17 protein-coding genes are annotated in these 17,776 nt (G+C 60.4%); 6 read left to right on the top strand and 11 right to left on the bottom strand.

Features of this window, described 5'->3' with window-relative positions; all coding sequences use genetic code 11:
- Window positions 1-259: 259 nt before the first annotated feature.
- Window positions 260-1,657 (bottom strand): MFS transporter, encoded by a 1,398-nt coding sequence (locus ACSQ36_RS16640; RefSeq protein WP_436182741.1) that lies wholly within the window; start codon window positions 1,655-1,657, stop codon window positions 260-262.
- A 136-nt stretch (window positions 1,658-1,793) separates the two neighbouring features.
- On the opposite strand from ACSQ36_RS16640, the gene ACSQ36_RS16635 reads away from it, so the two are divergent.
- From ACSQ36_RS16635 to ACSQ36_RS16620, 4 genes are all read left to right on the top strand, one after another.
- A complete protein-coding gene (locus ACSQ36_RS16635) occupies window positions 1,794-2,012 on the top strand; it encodes a DUF3820 family protein (RefSeq protein WP_436182740.1) in 219 nt (72 codons plus the stop codon).
- 778 nt (window positions 2,013-2,790) lie between these two features.
- Window positions 2,791-4,086: a ribonucleotide-diphosphate reductase subunit beta gene (locus ACSQ36_RS16630; protein ID WP_436182739.1), complete on the top strand. Its 1,296-nt coding sequence runs from the start codon at window positions 2,791-2,793 to the stop codon at window positions 4,084-4,086.
- Window positions 4,087-4,263: 177 nt separating this feature from the next.
- Window positions 4,264-4,578, top strand: a complete 315-nt coding sequence (locus tag ACSQ36_RS16625) for a hypothetical protein (RefSeq protein WP_255631635.1) — start codon at window positions 4,264-4,266, stop codon at window positions 4,576-4,578.
- A 30-nt stretch (window positions 4,579-4,608) separates the two neighbouring features.
- Window positions 4,609-5,325 carry a histone H1-like repetitive region-containing protein gene (locus ACSQ36_RS16620; protein ID WP_436182738.1) on the top strand — a complete coding sequence of 239 codons (717 nt, stop codon included), beginning with the start codon at window positions 4,609-4,611 and terminating at the stop codon, window positions 5,323-5,325.
- Between the two features lie 277 nt (window positions 5,326-5,602).
- On the opposite strand, the gene ACSQ36_RS16615 is transcribed toward ACSQ36_RS16620, so the two are convergent.
- From ACSQ36_RS16615 to ACSQ36_RS16570, 10 genes are all read right to left on the bottom strand, one after another.
- Window positions 5,603-6,079, bottom strand: a complete 477-nt coding sequence (locus tag ACSQ36_RS16615; RefSeq protein ID WP_436182737.1) for a glycine zipper 2TM domain-containing protein — start codon at window positions 6,077-6,079, stop codon at window positions 5,603-5,605.
- A 127-nt stretch (window positions 6,080-6,206) separates the two neighbouring features.
- Window positions 6,207-7,151, bottom strand: coding sequence for a carbohydrate kinase family protein (locus ACSQ36_RS16610; protein WP_436182736.1), 945 nt, complete (start codon window positions 7,149-7,151; stop codon window positions 6,207-6,209).
- 288 nt (window positions 7,152-7,439) lie between these two features.
- The gene (gene tpx / locus ACSQ36_RS16605; RefSeq protein WP_436182735.1) at window positions 7,440-7,940 is read right to left on the bottom strand and encodes a thiol peroxidase; all 501 of its coding nucleotides are present in this window, start codon (window positions 7,938-7,940) and stop codon (window positions 7,440-7,442) included.
- Between the two features lie 213 nt (window positions 7,941-8,153).
- A complete protein-coding gene (locus ACSQ36_RS16600; RefSeq protein ID WP_436182734.1) occupies window positions 8,154-9,494 on the bottom strand; it encodes a DUF3426 domain-containing protein in 1,341 nt (446 codons plus the stop codon).
- A 45-nt stretch (window positions 9,495-9,539) separates the two neighbouring features.
- On the bottom strand, window positions 9,540-10,442 hold the full coding sequence (prmA, locus tag ACSQ36_RS16595) for a 50S ribosomal protein L11 methyltransferase (RefSeq protein WP_436182733.1): 903 nt from the start codon (window positions 10,440-10,442) through the stop codon (window positions 9,540-9,542).
- A 29-nt stretch (window positions 10,443-10,471) separates the two neighbouring features.
- Window positions 10,472-11,854: an acetyl-CoA carboxylase biotin carboxylase subunit gene (accC, locus tag ACSQ36_RS16590; RefSeq protein WP_031360758.1), complete on the bottom strand. Its 1,383-nt coding sequence runs from the start codon at window positions 11,852-11,854 to the stop codon at window positions 10,472-10,474.
- 184 nt (window positions 11,855-12,038) lie between these two features.
- A complete protein-coding gene (accB, locus tag ACSQ36_RS16585) occupies window positions 12,039-12,521 on the bottom strand; it encodes an acetyl-CoA carboxylase biotin carboxyl carrier protein (protein ID WP_436182732.1) in 483 nt (160 codons plus the stop codon).
- Window positions 12,522-12,676: 155 nt separating this feature from the next.
- The gene (aroQ, locus tag ACSQ36_RS16580) at window positions 12,677-13,177 is read right to left on the bottom strand and encodes a type II 3-dehydroquinate dehydratase (RefSeq protein WP_436182731.1); all 501 of its coding nucleotides are present in this window, start codon (window positions 13,175-13,177) and stop codon (window positions 12,677-12,679) included.
- Between the two features lie 203 nt (window positions 13,178-13,380).
- Window positions 13,381-13,932 (bottom strand): TlpA family protein disulfide reductase, encoded by a 552-nt coding sequence (locus ACSQ36_RS16575; protein WP_436182730.1) that lies wholly within the window; start codon window positions 13,930-13,932, stop codon window positions 13,381-13,383.
- Window positions 13,929-14,579 carry a UDP-N-acetylmuramate--alanine ligase gene (locus ACSQ36_RS16570; protein WP_436182729.1) on the bottom strand — a complete coding sequence of 217 codons (651 nt, stop codon included), beginning with the start codon at window positions 14,577-14,579 and terminating at the stop codon, window positions 13,929-13,931. The genes ACSQ36_RS16575 and ACSQ36_RS16570 overlap by 4 nt, the downstream gene beginning before the upstream one ends.
- A gap of 1,027 nt (window positions 14,580-15,606) precedes the next feature.
- Between ACSQ36_RS16570 and mpl the strand changes: the two genes are divergently transcribed.
- Together mpl and ACSQ36_RS16560 are read left to right on the top strand one after the other, a co-directional pair.
- Complete coding sequence (gene mpl / locus ACSQ36_RS16565) at window positions 15,607-17,097, top strand: UDP-N-acetylmuramate:L-alanyl-gamma-D-glutamyl-meso-diaminopimelate ligase (RefSeq protein ID WP_436182728.1); 1,491 nt, start codon at window positions 15,607-15,609, stop codon at window positions 17,095-17,097.
- Window positions 17,094-17,681 carry a YqiA/YcfP family alpha/beta fold hydrolase gene (locus ACSQ36_RS16560; protein WP_436182727.1) on the top strand — a complete coding sequence of 196 codons (588 nt, stop codon included), beginning with the start codon at window positions 17,094-17,096 and terminating at the stop codon, window positions 17,679-17,681. The genes mpl and ACSQ36_RS16560 overlap by 4 nt, the downstream gene beginning before the upstream one ends.
- The last annotated feature ends 95 nt before the right edge of the window (window positions 17,682-17,776 follow it).

Raw genomic sequence — 17,776 nt, 5'->3', positions numbered from 1 at the left:
GGTAGCTCGCGGCGTTTGAAATCCGAGTCGCGGTCCCGAAGCGGTTGCCCTTTCCGCAATCGGCTTGGGCGATCGGATTCGAAGCGAGCCTTTTGTATTTGTATTTACGCTCGTCGAGTTCAGAAGCGTTGCAGCGATTGAAATCAGAAGCCGATACCGAAGATGCATCGGCCCTTTCGACAACGAACCGGGCTGACGAATTCAGGCCGGCCTTCCTATAGGTATCGTCGCCGCCACCTCGAAGCGACGCGCATGCGCGTCACCCCCGTGTTCCCCTCGATATCTCATGCCCCGCGTCGCGTGCCAACTTCGCGGTAATCGGAATCGAAAGAAACGAAAACAATCCAACGACGACGAACGCAGGCCAGAAATCCGACCAGACGATCTGCGGATGTCCCTGCAGGGAATGCGAAATTTGCAGCGCGATTCCGCCGATTGTCACGCCCAACCCGAGCGACACCTGCTGGATAAAACTCCCGAGGCTCGTCGCGCGACCCACATCGCGGCTTTCGATCTCGGCATACGTCAGCGAGTTGAGGCTCGTGAATTGCAACGCCGGGAAAAAACCGCCGAGCAGCACGACCGCCCAAATGAGCCACGTCGGCGTGCCCGGATAGAACATGCCGCACGCGGCGATCGCGATGCCCGACAGCGCCGCGTTGACCATCAGCGTCTGCCGGAAGCCGTACCGGTGCAGCACGCGCGACGCGAGCGAGCGCATGAACATGCCGCCAAACGCCGATGCGCAGGTGATCGAGCCGGACTTGAACGCACTCATGCCGAGTCCTTCCTGCATGGCGAGCGGGAGCAGGAACGGCACCGCGCCCAGGCCGATGCGAAACAGCGAGCCGCCCACCACGCTCGCCTGAAAGGTCGGCACACGCAGGAAGCGCAGATCGAGGAGCGGCAGTTTTATGCGTCGTGAGTGCAGTAAATACACGACGAGGAAGGCCACGCCGGCGATCGTCATGATCGTCGCGGCGAGATCGGAGACCAATTCGCCGCCGATCAGCGAGAGCCCGAGCAGAAACAATGTGCCGCCGCTCGCCGACAAAAAGAAACCGAACCAGTCCAGCGGTCCGGGATGCGGCTCGCGCGCATTACCGATGTAGCGGTTGGTCAGATAGATGCCAAGGATGCCGATCGGGATGTTGATGAAGAAGATCAGGCGCCAGTGCAGATAGGTGGTGATAAAGCCGCCGAGCAGCGGTCCGACGGCGGGGCCAAACATGGCGGGCACCGAGAGGTAGTTCATCGCGCGGATGAATTCGGAGCGCCGCACGGAGCGGAAGATGATGATCCGGCCGACCGGCACCATCATCGCGCCGCCTACGCCCTGGACGAAGCGCGCGAGCGTGAACGGGATCAGCGAGGTGGACGCCGCGCACAGGATGGAGCCGGCGACGAAGATGCCAATAGCGAGACGGAAGATCGTGCGCGCGCCGAAGCGGTCGGCGACCCAGCCGCAGATCGGGATGAAGACCCCGAGGCCGAGCACATAACTGGTGACGGCGATCTTCAGTGTGACGGGGTCTCGGCCGAAAGCTTTGGCCATTTCGGGGATTGCGGTGACGATGACGTTGGCATCGACGCTTTCCATGAACATCGCGCAGGCGACGATAAGAGGGGCAGCGAAAGCTTTGATGGCTAGCGACATGGAGAACGGAAGGGGATCTCTTCGCGGCGGGAAGCTGGGATTATGGCATCGATATCATGACAGCGACATCGCGAAGTGCCGTGATGAGCGACACTCGAGCGACATCCGGCGACGATAAAACCCGAGGAGAACGACGATGGACCCCGAAGATCTGCAGCGTCTCGTCACGCAGAAGATGCCCTATGGAAAGTACAAGGATCGCTTGATCGCGGACCTGCCCGGCCACTATCTCGCGTGGTTCGCGCGTGAGGGTTTTCCTGCAGGACAACTCGGCCGGCTGCTCGCGCTGATGCACGAAATCGATCACAACAACTTGCGCGAATTACTCACGCCGCTGCGCGACAAGCGACGTTGAAAAGGCGTGTGCGAGCGGCCGCTGTCGGGTGATTCATGCGCGGGTCTGCGGTGCCTCCGTGAGCTCGCAGCCGCATTTTCACGCTTGAAATCTGCTCTTGCATGACGTATTCGTTTGTACTATAGGTAGTCGTCTCAGGCTAAAAACACCCAATATTTTGTGGTTTTGCCTTTGCGATGACGGCGTCGAGTGCTACACTTTCGACATGGAAACGAGACGCACCAGCGTATCGTTTTCCGCAGCAAGACACGTGTAATCGCGAGCTCGGCGCAACGGTTTTTTTAGAGTGAAGAAGCACTCGAAATGCGGGTTGAAGCGGGTCGTCGAAGGTCATGATCCGAAGCTTGGCTCAACCAATTTGAGCGAGTCGCGAGCAGCACTTAACGGGACGATCGCGCGCTGCGCGAAGACGCGGACGCACCAGGTTTTCATCGAAGCAATCACGCAGTGAAAGCTATTCGATCTCACGCTTAACGATCACCCTTAACGACCACGCTAATTACGCACGCAGGCCCACACGCAAGACGATTCACAGCAGAGCCGGACGATGCAGCTGCTCCAAGCAAAAGCAATGCTGAAAGAGCTTGAAGAAGCATTGAGCAAGCACTGCATCGAACACGTTCAAAGAGACTTCGCATGAAGCTTCAGGCAGTGAGCTCGACGCAAAGTGTTGTATGCAAGTAGCAGTGTCAACACGAAAACAGGATTTTTATGAGCAAGCTCTTTTATCGCTCATGGAAAGATGGTACAAACCGATCTAAATTGATGGTGAGAATTTATGCTCAACTGGGATGACGAGACCACTGCCGTAACTCCCTCGAACGGTTCGCAACACAACGCGTTGCGTAACCCGGCGGGTCAGGTTGCGGGTTTCAGCCAAGCAGTCAGCCAAGCGTCGCGTGCTGCAGCTCCAGTCACTTCGCATGCAGCCACGCAAGTCGCTGGTCATGGCGTTCTTCAAACGGCTCATCAAACGGCAGCGGCACCGAATATTTTTGCGAGCGACTTCGTTGCTCCCGCAGCACCCAGCGCCAGCGACATCGCGGCAGCAAGTGCCAAGCGGGTGAATGTGGCGGACAAGCGCATCATCAACGGCAAGACCGACGTGAATCAGTTGGTGCCGTTCAAGTACAAGTGGGCGTGGGAAAAGTATCTGGCGGGTTGTGCGAACCACTGGATGCCGCAGGAAGTGAACATGTCGCGCGACATCGCGTTGTGGAAGGACCCGAACGGCCTCTCCGACGACGAACGCCGGATTGTGAAGCGCAACCTCGGTTTCTTCGTCACGGCCGACTCGCTCGCCGCCAACAACATTGTGCTCGGGACGTATCGCCACATCACGGCGCCCGAGTGCCGGCAGTTCCTGCTGCGCCAGGCGTTCGAGGAAGCGATCCACACGCACGCGTATCAGTACATTGTCGAATCGCTCGGTCTGGACGAGAGCGAAATCTTCAACGCGTATCACGAGGTCGACTCGATCCGCGCGAAGGACGAGTTCCTGATTCCGTTCATCAACACGCTGACCGATCCGGCATTCACCACGGGTACGCTTGAAGCGGACCAGAAATTGCTCAAGTCGTTGATCGTGTTTGCTTGCGTGATGGAAGGGCTCTTCTTCTACGTCGGCTTTACGCAGATTCTGGCGCTGGGTCGCCAGAACAAGATGACGGGCGCAGCCGAGCAGTATCAGTACATCCTGCGCGACGAGTCGATGCACTGCAACTTCGGCATCGACCTGATCAACCAGATCAAGCTTGAAGAACCGCAACTGTGGACGCCGGAATTTCGCGCGGAGATCCGCGAGATCTTCCAGGAAGCCGTCGAACTGGAATACCGGTACGCAGAAGACACGATGCCGCGCGGCGTGCTCGGTCTGAATGCCTCCATGTTCAAGAGTTATTTGCGTTTCATCTGTAATCGTCGTTGCCAGCAGATCGGCCTCGACCCGCTGTTCCCGAACGAAGAAAATCCGTTCCCGTGGATGAGCGAGATGATCGACCTGAAGAAGGAACGCAACTTCTTCGAGACGCGAGTGATTGAGTATCAGACCGGCGGCGCGCTGACCTGGGAATAAGCGAGTCAGCGAATCAGCGTCAGCCAGCGGCAATGGACGCATTGCCGCAACGAATCAAAGCAGACCAGGCGCCCGCAGAGGGTGCCGAGTAGACGGGATGAATGGCAAACCGGCGCCATTGCGTGCGATCAAGATTGCGCGCGCGCCGGCCAACAGGTTTAGGAGAACGGTCGCCTGATGCAAAGTGCGCCTTGTGGCTTAACCGCCCAAAAAGATGACAGGCGTTTTGCGGACCCTTCAGTGGGACGGGCAAACTTCCCCCCGAAATATGCCGTCGGCAGCGCCGACGGCCCGATCAAGCGATTGCTGGCACCTTCTTCTGGTGCTGACTTAATTTGGCGCGCGGTGCCTTGTGGCACTGCGCGCCTTGCCGTATTCATTAGCGTAAGCAGGCTCCATCAGCGTACGCCGATGAATAATCCGCTTCGCAGCGTGCGTCCTGAGAAGCCCACGCGGGAAGCGGGTTTTGACGAAGGGTGTTGTTTGAACTGACTCTCATCTTGAAACCTGAAGGAGAAAATGATGGCATTAGCCAAGAAATCCGTCGCAAAGAAAGCTGCAGCGAAACCGGCTGTTAAGAAAACGGCTGCCAAGAAGGCAACGGTAGCGAAGAAGGCACCGGCTGCGAAGAAAGTTGCAGTGAAGAAGGTTGCAGCCAAGAAAGTCGCAGTGAAGAAGGTCGCGGCGAAGAAGGTTGCAGCCAAGAAGGTCGCTGCTAAGAAGGCGCCGGCGAAGAAAGTTGCCGCCAAGAAGGTTGCAGTGAAGAAGGTTGCAGCCAAGAAGGCGCCTGCGAAGAAGGCAGCGGCCAAGAAGGTTGCCGCCAAGAAGGCGCCTGCTAAAAAGGCTGCTGCTAAAAAGGCGCCTGCCAAGAAGGCTGCGGCCAAGAAGGCCCCCGCCAAAAAGGCTGCCGCTAAAAAGGCCGCTGCTAAAAAGGCGCCTGCTAAGAAGGCACCTGCCAAAAAGGCGGCCGCCAAGAAGGCTGCGCCCGCCAAGAAGGCTGCCCCTGCTGCGAAGAAGGCTGCTGTAGCTGCTGCTCCGGCCGCGGCTCCTGCTCCTGCTGCAGCGCCCGCTCCGGTTGCTAAAAAGGCTCCGGCCAAGAAGGCTGCCGCTGCGAAGAAGACGGCTGCTGTAGCACCGGCGACGGCAACGACACCTGCAGCGCCGGCCCCGGCTGCAACGGTCAAGACGGCATTGAATCCGGCCGCTGCATGGCCGTTCCCGACGGGCAGCCGTCCGTAAGCGCAGGCTGTAACGCAGTACTTCGACACACGCGATGTGTCTCGTGACCGTGTAGTGCTACGCGGTCCAAACCCGCTCCCGGTGGTTGCCGGCAGCGGGTTTTTTTATTGACCGTCATATGTAGACATATAGCGGAGCGGCGCCGCTGCGTGCCCTTGGCATCCCTATGTCAGACGCACACCCGGGCTGCAGACGAAAAAAACATGCGCCCGAAGACGCATGCGCTTTTCTCCTACCCCGGCATAACCGATTCGATCACGCCGGCACTTCATCCGCGCTAGTGCGTCACTCGCGTCACACCGCCGCTGGAAAGCAACCGAACCCGCTCGCCGGCCTGGAACACTTCGCCGGTTGCGGTTTGCGTAATGGCGCGCATGTCGCCGTTATCCAGGCGCACGGTGATCTCCAGTCCGTTCTGCACGGCGACGCCGTTCTCGACAGCATTGCCCGCCACCGCACCTACAATCCCGCCAATGATCCCTGTCACGATCGAGCCATTCCCGCCGCCGAGCGCGCTGCCTGCCACTGCTCCCAGTGCACCGCCGCCGATAGCGCCAAGCCCGCTAGGCTGGCCGTTGTTCGTGCTGATCTTCACGCCGCGCACGCTGTCGACGGTACCCATGCGGACCGTCTCTTCGCGCTGGGCTTGCGACGCGGTGTACACATCGGGCGAACTGCTGTTATAGGCGCATCCCGTCATCGCGACGGAGCTAAAAAGCGCTGCTATCAGCGCCATGCGACTTGTTATCTTCATTCTTCACTCCACAAAATTACGGCAGGCCGTTGCTTGAAAAAGCCAACGGCCTGCCGGTACATGTCATTGCCGAAGCGTCGCTCAAATTCGCTTCAATGACGCATTTCAACCTTCTTCATTGCACCGCTTAAAACCCTGGGAGCGCCGAACCAAACGCCTGCTCGAAGCGCTCGCCGATCTCGGCACGGGAGGGCGCATACGTCTGCGGTCCCTGATGTTCGATTTTCAGCGCACCCATCAGGCTGGCGAGCCGGCCTGTTTTTGCCCAGCCCAGCTTGTTCTCGATGCCATACAGCAAGCCACCGCGGAACGCGTCGCCGCAACCGGTCGGATCGACGACTTTCTGCGCCGTCACGGCCGGAATTTCTTCGATACCTTCAGCGTGCAAAATCTGCGCACCGTGTTCGCCGCGCGTAATCACGAGTGCCTCGACGCGGCTCAAGATATCGTCGATCGACCAGCCGGTCTTGTTGCTCAACAATTTCGCCTCGTAATCGTTGACTGCCACGTATGTGGCAAGTTCAATCATGCGACGAAGTTCCACACCTTCGAGAATCGGCAGGCCCTGGCCCGGATCGAAGACGAAGGGCACGCCCGCTGCCGCCAGTTCCTCGACGTGCTGACGCATGCCATCAGCGCCGTCCGGTGCAACGATGCCCAGCGTGACGCCCTTGGTTTCGCGGGCGTGGTTCAGGTGCGAATCCATCATCGCGCCCGGGTGGAACGCGGTGATCTGGTTGTTCCCGAGATCGGTAGTGATGAAGCATTGCGCCGAGTGCTGGTCGGGCAGCACGCGCACATATTCCCTCGACAAACCCAGCGCATCGAAACGATCGAGATAAAGCTGGGCGTCGGCTTCGCCGAGCGTCGCCATGATCTTCGCGTCGCCGCCGAGCAGGTTCAGCGCGTACGCAATGTTGCCCGCGCAGCCGCCGAAGTTACGCCGCATCGTGGGGACGAGGAAGCTGATGTTCAACTGATGCACCTGGTCCGGCAGGATGTGGTCGCCGAAGCGGCCCTGGAAAGTCATGATGTTGTCGTAGGCGAGCGAGCCGCAGATAAGCGTAGACACTGGCGAATTCCCTGAAAGTAGATCTATGAAAGCGTCGATGAAAGTGCGCGCAGGCTTGAGTTACCGTGCATGCCTGCATGAAACGCTGCGCATTCGTCACGCGGCGGGTGTTCCACCCCGTCACGGATGCGCATTGCCGCTTCACCACCGTGGCGGGTTGAACCCGTCACGGCTGACTGAATAACTGTCGTGCTTCAGATGTTCATCCGGCGCGGCGAGGCGGATCGAGATGCAGCTCGCCGCCGCTCGGGAAGAGGCAGGCCGCAACCGGCCTGCGTTCTTCGATGCTTACTTCAACGCGGCCAGCGCTGCGTCGTAGTTCGGCTCGTTCTTGATTTCCGGCACGAGTTCCGAGTACAACACCTTGTCGTTTTCATCGATCACGACCACTGCGCGCGCCGTCAGGCCCGTCAGCGGTCCGCTTGTGACATCGACGCCGTAGGCCTTCGCGAAGTCATGGCCGCGGAATGTAGACGCCGTCACCACGTTCTCGATACCTTCCGTCGTGCAGAAGCGCGTTGCCGCGAAGGGCAGGTCGCCCGAGACGACCACGACCACCGTGTTGTCGAGTCCGGCCGCGGCCACGTTGAACTTGCGCGTGGAGGTGGCGCACGTCGGCGTGTCGAGGCTCGGCACGATGTTCAGCACCTTGCGCTTGCCAGCGAAACTCGCCAGCGTCAGATTGCCCAGATCCTTGCCGACCAGGATGAAATCGGCTGCTTTTGCGCCGGCTGCCGGGAACGTGCCTGCCACTTCGATCGGGTTGCCACCGAGGGTAACTTGGCTCATGTCTACTCCAGAAAGTGTCTGATGTTCAGGGAATATGCGCGTCGCTCGACCGGGGACGGACGAGCGACACGCGCGGAAAAAAACGACTGACTGATCACGGGGCACGCGCAGAAACCGCGTAAAAAAAACGGTTAAGCGTAAAAACGTGAAAGCGGACGCTGAAGCAGACGCGCATCAACAGACCGGCTAAAGCAGGCGCGTGTCACGGATAAATCAGGGATAAAAAATCTGCACGCGATAATTCGCCGCGACTGCGTCGCCGGTATCGAGCCGCACGATCACGGGCTGTGTACTGCGCGCGGCGAGACCTGCGCCGATCACCGTGCCCGGACGCGCATAGTCTTGCGGCCACAGGACACGCCGGATCGCGACGTTGTTCTTGTCGTCGAGGAGGGTGAGCTCCAGCGCCGGATAGGCGATCGCCACGTCGAAGCGATTGCGTAGCGAGAGTTTCAGTTCGAGCTTGTGTGATCCGTCCACCTGGCGCAGACCGGAGTTCTCGATCTGCAGGCCATCGATATCGCGCGGTGGCGCGACCACGCAGCCAATCTGCTCGCACGCTTGCGCGAAGAGCGGCTGCGAGGCGGGCCAGTAGACCATCACGGTCTCCCGTTGCCACCACGCGACCTGCGCGATCAACGCGACAAACAGCACGAGCGCGATTAAAGATCCGAGTATCTTCCACACGATTCCCGAACGGGCCGGCGCGCGCGTTTCACGGATAACGGGGAACGGCTCAGAAGTGGGCTCAAAAGCAGGTTCGGACGATGCAGCCGCGCCGCCAAAACTTGGCTCGGCGGGGCCTGCTGCCCACGGCGCAGCGGACGTGGTACCGAGCGGGGCGGGTTCGGAGCGGGTGGTTGTATCGACTGGGCGGCGCGGCGCGGGCGTTTCCGGCTCCGCACGCGGGGCGCTCCAGCCGACGAACGGTTCTGTGCGTGATTCAGCGCGTGACTCGTTAAGCGCTTCGCTTTCAGTGCGGCCAATGAAGGGATCCGCGCGCGATTCCTTCAGCGAATCGCCTTCGTTACGGCCCACGAAAGAATCGGCGCGCGGTTCGGCGGGAGCGGGGTTGTCGGCGGGTGCATCAGCTTGTGCGTCCGCTTCAGCGCGATTGACCGCCTGCCACGGGAATTCAGTGCGTCCTTCTCCCGGAAAATCGCGGTCCGCGCGCGCGTGCGAAACCGCTTCAGCGGCAGCGAGCCCCGCGAGCGGTTCAGCGCGCGTAACCGGAGGGTGTTGCGCTTCGATCTGAGGCGCGAGGGCGGTCGTGGGGACGAACGGGTGCAGAGGAATGCCCAGTGCGTCGCGCTTGTCGGCGGAAACCTCGGCGCTCGACTTCTCTGCCCACGGGCTTGCTGGATCTACGCCGTAATTAGGCGCGGTTGCGGCAAGCGCGGCCATGACGGTTTCGTCGCGGTCGAACTGGTAATGAGCGGCGTCGAAGATTTCCTGGCAATGACCGCACCGCACGCGGCCGTCGTGCGGCGCGAGCAAATGCGGGTCCAGACGGAAAACCGTTTCGCAGTGGGGACAGCGGGTTGCCAGCGCCATATGTAGCCGAAGGCCAGAGGCCGGTAGATGGACGATGGCGCTATTCTAAAGGCTTTCGCGGCGGGTACCGGCAAGACACACCCAGCCTTCGTGTTCCCGCCATACGTTGATGTCGATCCAGCGTGCATAGACCGCGGCAACTTCGTCGGCCTGGCGCGCCAGAATCCCCGATAACGCAATGCGTCCGCCCGGTTTGACCCGTGTGGAAAGCATCGACGCCATCAGCTTCAGCGGGTTCGACAGAATGTTCGCGACCACGATGTCGAATTGCCCTTCGGCGAGATCGGCGGGCAAGCCGTAGGTGACATCGGCGTGATTGCGCTCGCTGTTCTGGCGCGCGGATTCCACCGCTTGCGGATCGATATCGATACCAATCACCGGGTTCGCGCCGCATTTCTTCGCCAGGATCGCGAGGATGCCGGAACCGCAACCGTAATCGAGCACGGACTGGTTTGGTTCCACCGACTGCTCCAGCCATTCCATGCACAGCCGCGTAGTCGGATGGCTGCCGGTACCGAACGCGAGACCCGGATCAAGTTCGAGCACGAGTGCATCCGGATCGGGCGCTGCATGCCACGAGGGCACGACCCAAATCCGTTTGCCGATAGGAATAGGATCGAACTGGGATTGCGTGAGGCGCACCCAGTCCTGATCTTCGACATCGCGCACCGTGAAGGCCGGCGTGTCTTTCAAGCCTATTTCATTGGCCGCCGCTGCAAGCAACACGGCGGGGTCGGCGGCGTCCGCCAGAAGGGCGACTACGCGCGAGCGGTTCCACGCCTTCTGGTCCGGCGTGAGGCCGGGTTCGCCGAACAGAGGCTGCTCGTCGGGGGTATCGGCGTCGGCGTCTTCCACCGAAACCGACAGCGCGCCCAACTCCAGCAGCGCATCCGACAACGCTTCCGCGTGTTCCCGGTCCAGCTCGGCGATCAATTCCCGGTAGCTCATCTTGAAGCCTTACTTATTGCGTTGTTGCGTTATTGAGCCGCGTCTTCTGCAGCGACGGCGGCTGCCGCCTTGCGCGCGGCCAGCTTGTTTTCGAGGTAATGAATGCTCGTGCCGCCTTCGACGAACTTCGCGTCGATCATCATCTCGCGATGCAGCGGGATGTTGGTCGAAATGCCTTCCACGACCATTTCCGATAACGCAATGCGCATGCGGTTGATCGCCTGCTCGCGGGTCGCGCCATACGAGATCAGCTTGCCGATCATCGAATCGTAGTTCGGCGGCACGAAATAGCCGTTGTACGCATGCGAATCGACACGAATTCCCGGACCGCCCGGCATATGCCACGACGTCAACCGTCCCGGCGACGGCGTGAACTTGAACGGATCTTCCGCGTTGATCCGGCATTCGATCGCATGACCGCGAAACACGATGTCCTTCTGGCGGAACGCGAGCTTTTCGCCGGCAGCAATACGGATCTGTTCCTGCACGATATCCACGCCGGTAATCAGCTCCGTCACCGGATGTTCGACCTGCACGCGCGTGTTCATTTCGATGAAATAGAACTCGTTGTTCTCGTACAGGAATTCGAACGTACCCGCGCCGAGATAACCCATCTTCTTGCAGGCGTCGGCGCAACGATCGCCAATGCGCTCGATCAGGCGTCGCGCAATACCCGGTGCCGGCGCTTCTTCAATCACCTTCTGGTGACGGCGCTGCGTGGAGCAATCGCGTTCGCCCAGCCAGATTGCGTTACGGAACGAGTCGGCGAGAATCTGGATTTCGATGTGCCGCGGGTTCTCCAGGAATTTCTCCATGTAGACCTGCGGATTACCGAATGCACGGCCTGCTTCTTCGCGGGTCATGTTCACCGCGTTCACCAGCGCCGCTTCGGTGTGCACGACGCGCATGCCGCGCCCACCGCCGCCGCCCGCCGCCTTGATGATCACCGGATAACCCACGGCGCGTGCAATCTTCACGATTTCCTTCGGATCGTCGGGCAATGCGCCTTCGGAACCCGGGACGCACGGCACGCCCGTCTTGATCATCGTTTGCTTGGCGGAGACTTTGTCACCCATCAAGCGGATGGTTTCAGGACGCGGTCCGATGAACGTGAAGCCGGATTGCTCCACACGCTCCGCAAAGTCCGCGTTCTCTGACAAGAAACCGTAGCCGGGGTGGATCGCTTCGGCGTCGGTAACTTCGGCGGCGCTGATCAGCGCCGGCATGTTGAGGTAGCTGAGGTTGGACGGAGCCGGTCCGATACAGACGGCTTCATCGGCCAACTTCACGTACTTGGCTTCTTTATCGGCTTCCGAATAGACGATGACCGTCTTGACGCCTAGTTCGCGGCACGCGCGCTGGATTCGAAGCGCGATTTCACCACGGTTCGCAATGAGGATTTTTTCAAACATAGCAAGGTTTCGACTCATCGATGGAACACCGGGACGGTTGCCCGCGGCGGTCCTGGGAGATCGGCGGCGCGTCTCGCCGGTTAGCCAGACAAATCAGGCTAGGCAGGCGAGCGCCCGGGTACTGCGGCCACCGGCTGGGCGCATGACGACTGACTGCGCTTTCATCCGGCGGCATCGCGGGAAATCAATCGCCGATCAAGAACAGCGGCTGACCGTACTCGACAGCCTGGCCGTTCTCGACCAGGATTTCCTTCACGATGCCCGACTTGTCCGACTCGATTTCATTCAACAGCTTCATTGCTTCGATGATGCAAAGCGTCTGGCCTTCCTTGACGGTGTCTCCGACTTGCACGAATGCGTCGGCGCCCGGCGACGGTGCGCGGTAGAACGAGCCGACCATCGGCGAGGTCACCACGTGACCTTGCGGCACGACTGCGGCCGGCGTCGCCGGCGCGCCGGCGGCTGCGCCCGCATTGCCTGCTTCGCCCGGCGGGCCGTATTGCGGCGCTTGCTGCATCGGTTGCTGCATGTACTGCGGAGCCTGCATGTAGACCGGCGCGGCATTCTTGACGATGCGAACCTTGCCTTCGCCTTCGGTGACTTCCAGCTCCGAGATGCCGGATTCCGAGACGAGGTCGATAAGAGTTTTAAGTTTACGAAGGTCCATCGAAAATTCCCCTTTCAATGCTTGGTGACCGGAAGCTTTTTCCGGTGCTTGACTTGGTAGTTGGGCGCCGCCGACGAGAGCGTTGTCCGATGTTGCGGACGCGCGCTCCGCATCACGTAGTGCGAGCAGTTCAATTGCCTTGAGCGGATCGCGGCTCAAGCGCGTGGCTTTTCAGCTGACTGCTCAGCCGGCTTCGCAGCAAGCTTTACAGCAGCATTCGCAGCAAGACGCTCGAGGGCGAAGTCGAGCGCGTACAGATAGCCTTTCCAGCCCAGGCCGCAAATCACGGCTTCGGCCAGATCGGAGAAATAGGAGTGGTGTCGGAAAGCTTCCCGCTTGTGCACGTTCGACAAATGAATCTCGATGAACGGCAGCGCCACGCCCGCGAGGGCATCGCGGATTGCGACGCTCGTGTGCGTGTAGGCTGCGGGATTGATCAGCACGAAGTCCACCTGTTCGGTCCGCGCTTGCTGAATGCGGTCCACGATCGCGCCTTCATGATTGCTTTGAAACGAAGACAATTCCGCGCCGGCCGCCTCTGCCTTCTCTGCGAGGGCCTGATCGATTTCTGCGAGCGTTACCCGACCGTAGACATCCGGTTCGCGGGTGCCGAGCAGATTAAGATTTGGGCCGTGCAGGACCAGCAGTCGTGACATAGTGGCTTTGGTTTGTGCGGAGTTGGGCGCACTTTAGCGCCCTTTAGAGAATTTTGTCTAGTTTCGCGACCCGCCCGCGGCCCGGATCAGGGGGCGGGGAAGGACGTATTCGCATATTTTGCACGTATTTTCGTGCAAAGTTTCTTGAAATGACGGCATCTCCCCGCGATCGATATCGATTTGCGGAGGATCAAACGGCGGTCTCACAAGGCGTCGAGCGTCGCTTTCAGCTCTTTTGGATCGACTTCGCCGAGCTTTGTCGAGCGAATCACCCCTTTCGCGTCGATGACGACGGTGAACGGCAGCGCGCCCACGTTATTGCCGAAACTGCGGGCAAGATCGGCGCCGCCGAAGCCCGCGATGTAGATTGGGTAATCGACGGGTACCTTCTGAAGAAAGGCGTTGACGTTTTTCTCGGAATCGACGCCGAGGCCAATAAACGTGATGCCTTTCTTCTCATATTCCCGATGCAGCGCCGCGAGTGTCGGCATTTCCTTCACGCAGGGACCGCACCACGACGCCCAGAAGTTCACCACCACGGGTTTGCCTTTGAACGAGGCGAGTGCTTGCTGCGTGCCTGCGGCGGTTTGCAACTGTGCTTTCCAGAGTTCATCGACTGCGTTGCTGCTTGCTTTCGATGTGGTTTCTGCTGCCTGGCTCGTTTCGCCGCCCATCATCAGATGGCTGGCGTAGAAACCGCCGCCGGTTGCCGCGATGGCGATAACGAGGGCGGCAACAATACGCATGGAATTCATAGTGAGGGTGCCAGTGTGGGGGCGGGGGGGCCATCGAGCAATGCGCGCACGGCGGCGGCGCTTGCGCGGGCAAGCTTGCCTCGGCCGTCCGCGCGGACGGCGCCGCGCAGGTCGTTGGTGTCGTAGAGCGCGATGTGAATGCCCATGGGTTCTTCGTCGCGCGAGGGGCGCATCAGGAAGCTCAGGGTTTCGACGTAGCCGCGGCCGGCGAAATGCCGGGTTTCCGATACGTCGTATTGAACGTTCGCGTTCAACAGGTAAATAGCGACTTCCTTGGGGTTATCGCAGAAGCATTGCAGGTGGATGTCCGAGTGTTCGCCTGCTGTGCCGTTTAGCACGGCGCCGGTCAGGTACGGGTTGAATGGCTGGAGTCGTTGCATCCATTCGAATGCGACTTCGCGCATGCGCCGCAGGACGGCTGGTTGGCTTTCGCTTTGGAAGATTGCCTGGTATTCGCGGATTTCATCTTCGATCTGACCGTTATCCGGGAGCCATTCGCCGGCAATGCGTGTTTCGCCGACAACCTGGCGGGCGGCTTTGCGCTTCGCGGTGGAATAGTCAAGGCCGTCTTCGGCGATTAGCCGCGCCGCCGCGATGGCGATTTCTTCGCGCACGCGCTGCGGATCGAAATGTGATTTGCGAATCATGGGGGGATGATACCGGAGATGGGTTTTCGTTCGCACTCGGGTGGGCTGGTGTTCGGTTGCTAGGTTTCGGCGTTTGCGGTCGGGGTCAATGCCGGGTTGCTGCTTTCGGCCGTGGTGGTCTGCGAGAGTCGGATTTTCTCTTTATCACTATTAGCCACTGTGCGTGGCGGCACGTCATTTCTTGGTCCTTAGCGACAAAGAAACGAAGCAAAGAAAGCGCTTTCAACCACGCTACCCTAAGTGTCCACAGCGTGCAGTTTTGATTCATAGGTGCCCCAAAAGCACGGTGCTCGCCAGAGCGACGGATGTGTGAACCCCTCCTTCTCCGAACACCGATACCCACACGCTTCGCCACCAGTGATTGAACCTGCCCAAGGTTCACCCCGCGCTATCCGCGGACGACCAACCACCAAATGTGCACGCGCCTCGAACCACGTCGCCAACCCTGCCGGAAACGAGGTCGCGAAAATGCGTGAGGCCGTAGCCGGCGAAAATAAGCGCGTGGTCCACGCAGTTAACCCGCCAAGAAATGAAGTACCAATACGGAAGTACCAATACGCGAGGTGCCATTGCCGGCGGAAACAACTGTTCAGACCACCTAGCCAACGCGCCAAAAAACGAAACCGGAAAGACGCGTGAGGCCGTGGTGGTTCCTTGGCAGTGGTGCTTGCCCGAGAGCGTACGGGGCGAAGCGTGTTCGTGTCAGGATTCGCGAGAAGGAGGGGTTCAACCATCCGTGGCTCTGGCGAGCACCGTGCTTTTGGGGCACCTATGAATAGAAACTGCACGCTGTGGACACTTAGGGTAGAGCGGTTAAAGCGTTTTCTTTGCTTCGTTTCTTTGTCGCTAAGGACCAAGAAATGACGTGCCGCCACGCACAGTGGCTAATAGTGATAAAGAGAAAATCCGACTCTCGCAGGCCACCACGGCCGAAAGCAGCAACCCGGCATAGACTCCGACCTCCCCCTCAAGCCCCCCAAACGACCCCCCCCCCACCCGCGCAAGCAAAAAATCCCGGTCGGTTACAATGTACCGCTCCGGGCGCCGGAATACCCTCACTCATTCCCCCCGTGCTAACGGCCCTCCCGCCACGAACACACGCTTTATGCACATTCACATCCTCGGTATCTGCGGCACATTCATGGGTGGCCTCGCGGTCCTCGCCCGCGAAGCGGGGCACAGCGTCACCGGCTGCGACGCCGGCGTCTATCCGCCAATGAGCACCCAGCTCGAAGCGCAGGGCATCGAGTTGATCGAAGGTTATGGCGTCGAGCAAATCGCGCTCGAACCCGATCTGTTCGTAATAGGCAATGTCGTGACGCGCGGCAATCCACTCATGGAAGCCATCCTCGATCGTGGCCTACCCTACACGTCCGGCCCGCAATGGCTCGGTGAACACGTGCTGAACGGCAAATGGGTGCTCGCGGTTGCCGGAACACACGGCAAGACCACCACCAGCTCCATGCTGACCTGGCTGCTCGAAGACGCCGGCATGAATCCGGGCTTCCTGATCGGCGGCGTGCCCCTGAATTTCGGCATCTCGGCACGACTCACGGATTCAAGCTTCTTCGTGATCGAAGCCGATGAATACGACACCGCTTTCTTCGATAAACGCTCCAAGTTCGTTCACTATCGCCCACGCACGGCAGTGCTGAACAACCTCGAATTCGATCACGCCGATATCTTCCCGGATCTCGCCGCTATCGAGACCCAATTTCATCATCTGGTGCGTACCGTGCCCGGCGTCGGACGCATCGTGACGAACGGCCGCGAAGCCGCGCTCGAACGCGTGCTGACACGCGGTTGCTGGACGGGCGTCGAGCGCTTCGGCGTGCAAGGCGGCTGGGAAGCGCTGCCCGCGATCGACGGTGTTGCCGTCGACGAGCAGTTCGCCGTGTACTGGGAAGGCGAGCGCCAGGGCGTGGTCGACTGGCAAGTGCAAGGCGAGCACAATCGAATGAATGCGCTGGCGGCGATCGCGGCGGCGCGTTCAGTGGGCGTTCCGCCCGCGCAGGCGACGCAATCGCTAAGCACGTTCCGGAACGTGAAACGCCGGATGGAAGTGAAGGGCAGCGTGGACGGCGTGACCGTCTATGACGACTTCGCGCATCACCCCACCGCGATCGAAACAACAATAGCGGGCTTGCGGACGCGTATCGGCGCAAATAGCCGCATCATCGCCGTCCTCGAACCCCGTTCGAACACGATGAAACTCGGCACGATGAAAGCGCAATTGCCGGCCAGTCTCGCCGACGCGGACCTGGTTTTCGGCTACGGCGCGCACGAAGGCCGCGACAAGCTCGGCTGGGACCTGCAAGCGGCACTGGCGCCCCTCGGCAATAAAGCCCATGCGTTCAGCGATCTTGCAGCGCTGGTCAAGTCAATCGTCGCGGCGGCGCGTCCTGGCGATCACGTGCTCGTGATGAGCAACGGCGGTTTCGGCGGCGTGCATCAGAAGCTGCTCGACGCATTGTCCGCGCGGCCGGCAACGCGGCCGGAACCCAAGGAGCGGGTGTGATTCTTTATCTGCACGGCTTTCGGTCATCGCCACAATCGTTCAAGGCCCGCGTGATGCGCGCGCGGCTGGAAGAGCTGGGACTGATCGATGAATGGCAGTGCCCGACGTTGCCGGTTTCGCCCCGCGAAGCCATTGCGCTGGCCGAAAAGCTGGCGGCGCAAGCCGATGACGATCAGATCACGCTGATCGGCAGCTCGCTCGGCGGGTTTTACGCAACGTGGCTCGCCGAAAAACACGGCTGGCGCGCCGTCCTGCTGAATCCGGCGGTCGTGCCGCAGGAGGACCTGAGTGCTTATCTCGGCGAACAGCCGTTGTGGCATGGCGGCGGCAGTATTGTGGTCGAACCGCGTCATATCGACGAATTGCGTGCGCTTTCTGTTCCATCGATCACCCGTCCCGAGCGCTACTATCTGATCGCGGCTACCGGCGACGAAGTGCTCGACTACCGCACCATGCTCGCCCATTACCCGGACGTGCGGACCACGCTGATCCAGGGCAGCGACCACGCGATCAGCGACTTTCCCAGTTACCTAGACCAGGTGCTGGCGTTCTGCGAGGCTCCGCCGCCCGCTGTGGCGGCCTGAAGACCCTGAGCGTTTCCTTTTATGTGGGCCTGGCGCTTTGTGCGGGACGCGAACCCGACCGGACGCCACGCCGACCAACAGTCTTTCGAGAGTAT

The sequence above is a fragment of the Caballeronia sp. LjRoot34 genome (genome assembly GCF_964253815.1).
Classification (GTDB): Bacteria; Pseudomonadota; Gammaproteobacteria; order Burkholderiales; family Burkholderiaceae; genus Caballeronia.
Note: the sequence above shows the minus strand (reverse complement) of the source record. Positions and strands in the feature narration are given on the sequence as shown.

What these genes read in the sequence shown, in the direction of transcription:
- ACSQ36_RS16640 (WP_436182741.1), bottom strand. Translation starts at nt 1,657, where the DNA reads ATGTCGCTAGCCATCAAAGCTTTCGCTGCCCCTCTTATCGTCGCCTGC.
- ACSQ36_RS16635 (WP_436182740.1), top strand. Translation starts at nt 1,794, where the DNA reads ATGGACCCCGAAGATCTGCAGCGTCTCGTCACGCAGAAGATGCCCTAT.
- ACSQ36_RS16630 (WP_436182739.1), top strand. Translation starts at nt 2,791, where the DNA reads ATGCTCAACTGGGATGACGAGACCACTGCCGTAACTCCCTCGAACGGT.
- ACSQ36_RS16625 (WP_255631635.1), top strand. Translation starts at nt 4,264, where the DNA reads ATGCAAAGTGCGCCTTGTGGCTTAACCGCCCAAAAAGATGACAGGCGT.
- ACSQ36_RS16620 (WP_436182738.1), top strand. Translation starts at nt 4,609, where the DNA reads ATGGCATTAGCCAAGAAATCCGTCGCAAAGAAAGCTGCAGCGAAACCG.
- ACSQ36_RS16615 (WP_436182737.1), bottom strand. Translation starts at nt 6,079, where the DNA reads ATGAAGATAACAAGTCGCATGGCGCTGATAGCAGCGCTTTTTAGCTCC.
- tpx (WP_436182735.1), bottom strand. Translation starts at nt 7,940, where the DNA reads ATGAGCCAAGTTACCCTCGGTGGCAACCCGATCGAAGTGGCAGGCACG.
- ACSQ36_RS16600 (WP_436182734.1), bottom strand. Translation starts at nt 9,494, where the DNA reads ATGGCGCTGGCAACCCGCTGTCCCCACTGCGAAACGGTTTTCCGTCTG.
- prmA (WP_436182733.1), bottom strand. Translation starts at nt 10,442, where the DNA reads ATGAGCTACCGGGAATTGATCGCCGAGCTGGACCGGGAACACGCGGAA.
- accC (WP_031360758.1), bottom strand. Translation starts at nt 11,854, where the DNA reads ATGTTTGAAAAAATCCTCATTGCGAACCGTGGTGAAATCGCGCTTCGA.
- accB (WP_436182732.1), bottom strand. Translation starts at nt 12,521, where the DNA reads ATGGACCTTCGTAAACTTAAAACTCTTATCGACCTCGTCTCGGAATCC.
- aroQ (WP_436182731.1), bottom strand. Translation starts at nt 13,177, where the DNA reads ATGTCACGACTGCTGGTCCTGCACGGCCCAAATCTTAATCTGCTCGGC.
- ACSQ36_RS16575 (WP_436182730.1), bottom strand. Translation starts at nt 13,932, where the DNA reads ATGAATTCCATGCGTATTGTTGCCGCCCTCGTTATCGCCATCGCGGCA.
- ACSQ36_RS16570 (WP_436182729.1), bottom strand. Translation starts at nt 14,579, where the DNA reads ATGATTCGCAAATCACATTTCGATCCGCAGCGCGTGCGCGAAGAAATC.
- mpl (WP_436182728.1), top strand. Translation starts at nt 15,607, where the DNA reads ATGTACCGCTCCGGGCGCCGGAATACCCTCACTCATTCCCCCCGTGCT.